Source organism: Oleiphilus sp. HI0117 (genome assembly GCF_001635235.1).
The window spans coordinates 1-3555 of record NZ_LWGA01000936.1; the positions used below are offsets into that span (position 1 = coordinate 1).

The following is a 3555-nucleotide window of genomic DNA, read 5'->3' on the forward strand; positions in this document are numbered from 1 at the left end:
GTCCAATTTACCTTCAACACGGTTATGAGACCAAGTTAGTGGCTCTTGGAAGTCATGAGAAATATGCTTATAGAAAGATTGATACTCTTCTTCTTTGATTTCAGACTTAGACAAAGACCAAAGCGCTGTGGCTTCGTTGACTGTCTCGTCTTTTGGCTCTTCTGGCTCTTTACCTTCTTCAGCAGGCATTGGCTCAGACTTCATCACAACCGGGAAGGCGATATGGTCAGAATACTTCTTAACCAGACTACGTAGCTTCCAGCCGTTAGCAAACTCAGCCTCTTCCTCTTTCAGGTGAAGCACAATCGAAGTACCACGCTCGGCACGCTCGATATTCTCTATGGTGAATTCACCTTCACCTTCGGAGCTCCAGTGAACACCTTCCGCTTTATCTGTACCCGCTTTACGCGTGAATACATCAACTTTCTTGGCAACAATAAATGCGGAATAGAACCCAACACCGAACTGACCAATCAACTGAGAATCTTGCTGGCTATCACCTGTTAGCTTAGACATAAACTCGGCAGTGCCTGACTTGGCAATCGTACCTAAGTGGTTAATGACATCATCACGATTCATACCGATACCGTTATCAGTTAATGTCACTGTCTTGGCTTCTTCATCAAACTCTAGACGAATCTTCAGATCACCATCGTCTTCGTACAAAGAGTTGTTAGATAGCGCTTCAAAACGCAGCTTATCTTCTGCATCGGAAGCATTTGAAATCAATTCGCGTAAGAAGATCTCTTTATTTGAATAAAGGGAATGGATCATCAAATGTAGAAGCTGCTTAACCTCTGTTTGAAAGCCAAGGGTTTCCTGCTTTGCTTCTAAATTATCTTGTGCTGACATATATTTGTTTCTCTCGTTTTTCGTTGTTCAGAAAAATTGATTTGTCGCTTTCCGGCAGCAATTTATCTCAAACTTATGAGAGGGACTGCATTATCAATGCAGCCTTGCTTACCACCGACCTGAAAAGCCTTGAAACCTTATGTGGGGATGGCATTTTTAATTTCAAGTAATTTTTATCGTGTTTTGTTTCGAGCTGTTTCGCGCACAAAGCCAGATTATGGTTTAATGCCCTCCACCTACCTTTACAAAGATAAATTGAGAATCATGTTAAAAGCCCTTACCACACTATTATTCGCAGTTGTTTTGATTATTGGCCTCGGTGCGGCCGCACTCGATGGTTTCTACGGCGGCGGCGATGCCTTCCCTGATAGAAGTGGCCAGCCCCTGCTCCCGGCTGAAGCGCTTATCAAAGTTGCTGACCTGCCCTACCCTCCTGGAAACATCGCAGTCTCGAAAAATGAGCGCATCTTTTTCACTTATCATCCGGAAGGTTTTCCACCCTATAACATCGCAGAACTGGTTGATGGCGAAGCCAAACCATTTGAGTTCGAGTCACCAGCTGGTCTTAACTTGAGTACTGTTCTATCAATGCGTTTAGACAGACAAGGCCGCTTATGGCTACTCGACTATGGTGACCATGGGCAAGAAACACCTCAGATCCTTGCCGTGGATATTGAGTCCCGCGAGGTTGTGCATCATCATCGTTTTAGTTCAGATATTGCAGGGCTAGGCTCACATATGAATGACTTCCAAGTCAGTCATGATGGCACACGCATCTATATCGCCAATGCAAGTATCATAGGTCTTAGCCCATCTATCATCGTTTATGATGTGATAGAACAGCGTGCTCGTATTGCTATTGAAGACCACGACTCGGTCGACCCGGACTACTATGTTCCTCATGTCGAAGGTGTGAAAATGCTGATGTTTGGTGTTTTTGCTATTCGCCCTGGCGTTGACTCTATTGCGCTAGACCGCAACGAAGAATGGCTTTACTTTGCTCCCGTTACCGACGAGAAGATGTGGCGCGTACGGGTAAGTGATTTGAATAATCCTGCACTAAGTGCAGAAGCGCTGAAAACTAAAATCGAAGCTTTTGGTGAAAAGACCATGAGCGATGGCATCACTATCGATGATGAGGACACTCTATACATCAGCGATCTGGAGCATTCGGCTATCATACAGATGCGCTCTGATGGTTCCATACAAACACTTTACAAAGACAAGAAGCTTCGCTGGCCTGATGGTTTCAGCTTCGGCCCGAATGGCTGGTTATACGTTACTGCTAGTGCGCTACAAAGTGTGATAGCCAAGCCTGACCAGTACATTCAAGAAAAAGGCCCTTATCAGATATTTAAATTGAAGACCGATACCACTGCTTACCCTGGGCATTGAGGTTGAATTTCAAAGGGGTCAGACTCGATTGAATTTCAATCGAGTCTGACCCCTTTGAAAAACCTAATCCTCTAACAAAAAATGCGCTCTGGCCAAGGCAATTGGCTTATCGCGGCTTTCTTGCCAGGCGTGAACTTCGACATTAGCAACGCGGCCACCCTGGCGGGTCACATTACAATAGGCATAGGTATCCTGGTTTGCACCGGCACGTAAGTAATCTAATGAAAAATCAATAATTTTGGGAAATTTCAAAGTCGACTGAGATACCAGCAAATACATAGCACTAGACAATTCCATAAAGCCACCAATGACACCACCATGAATTGCGGGAAGAATAGGATTACCAATATTGCCTTCCTTCTGATTTAACTTAAAGGTTAGCTCTCCTCTATCATCCAGGCATTCAATGCCAATCAATTGCGCATAAGGAATAGCTGAGGTCAGTATCTTGTAGTCGCTCTTGTCGCGCGCTTGTATCACCGAATCTTTAAAATCTTCGGGCAGAGAAACCTTGCCAATATTCTTTGATTGATAAACAGGAATATCTTTCGTCATCACATCTAAGGAAGGAATGCCCTTCTCGCCCATACGCATAAAGGTTGCGACACAATGCGCCACAGTCCGGTCAATCTGATAAGCCTCACACTTCATAAACAAGATATTGTTGGTTGAACGGTAGCAGCTTGCTCTCGCGAATACTGACTGCCCCGGTTTTGCCTGGCGCATATAGTCAACACGCAAATCTAGTGTTGGGCAGAGTTCAAACTCCGGCATTGCACATAGCACACCGGCACCTGCGGTCGTATCCATCAAGGTGGTAATCGCACCACCATGAATAACCCCTGAATCTGGGTTACCGATAATCTTCTCGCTGTAAGGCAATTCTAGTATCAGCTCGTTTTCTCTTGCAGAAACAACCTTAATACCCAACTCCTGGCACTGAGCCAATACGCTTACAAAGCTTTCGACTTGGGTAAACAACATGGTTTCGTCTCTCATTCATTCTCTCACAATCAGCGTTACATAATTTAGCTGGGAACGCTTATTCTAGTTAAGCATAAAATGTCAGCTCCTTATCAGCTAACATATTTGAAGCGCCGAAGTATAACCAATGTCACACTTTTTAAGAAATGTAATTAATCAGGAGATTTCCACCTAGCATCCTATTTATAACAATAGTAATTACTCATTTGCTATTGAAAAGAGTGAATCCATTAGCGCAAAATTGACTTACTGTTAACTAGAACCCGGTATTGTCTTATGCGCCCCATTTTTACTTATCTTCTACTCTGCCTAACCTTGCTCTGT

General features: G+C 44.0%; 3 protein-coding genes. 1 reads left to right on the top strand and 2 read right to left on the bottom strand.

The window, feature by feature from the left end:
• Window positions 1–852 (bottom strand): molecular chaperone HtpG (gene htpG, locus A3757_RS16750; RefSeq protein WP_082872128.1); only part of this gene is annotated, 852 nt, incomplete at its 3' end.
• A gap of 264 nt (window positions 853–1116) precedes the next feature.
• Between htpG and A3757_RS16755 the strand changes: the two genes are divergently transcribed.
• Window positions 1117–2247 (top strand): SMP-30/gluconolactonase/LRE family protein, encoded by a 1131-nt coding sequence (locus A3757_RS16755; RefSeq protein ID WP_197470094.1) that lies wholly within the window; start codon window positions 1117–1119, stop codon window positions 2245–2247.
• A 63-nt stretch (window positions 2248–2310) separates the two neighbouring features.
• Here A3757_RS16755 and A3757_RS28135 read toward each other — a convergent pair whose 3' ends face one another.
• Window positions 2311–3246, bottom strand: a complete 936-nt coding sequence (locus tag A3757_RS28135; RefSeq protein WP_368664571.1) for a PaaI family thioesterase — start codon at window positions 3244–3246, stop codon at window positions 2311–2313.
• Between the last annotated feature and the right edge of the window lie 309 nt (window positions 3247–3555).

Excerpts from the sequence above, each read along its gene's own strand:
- A3757_RS16755 (WP_197470094.1), top strand. The coding sequence starts at position 1,117 with ATGTTAAAAGCCCTTACCACACTATTATTCGCAGTTGTTTTGATTATT.
- A3757_RS28135 (WP_368664571.1), bottom strand. The coding sequence starts at position 3,246 with ATGAGAGACGAAACCATGTTGTTTACCCAAGTCGAAAGCTTTGTAAGC.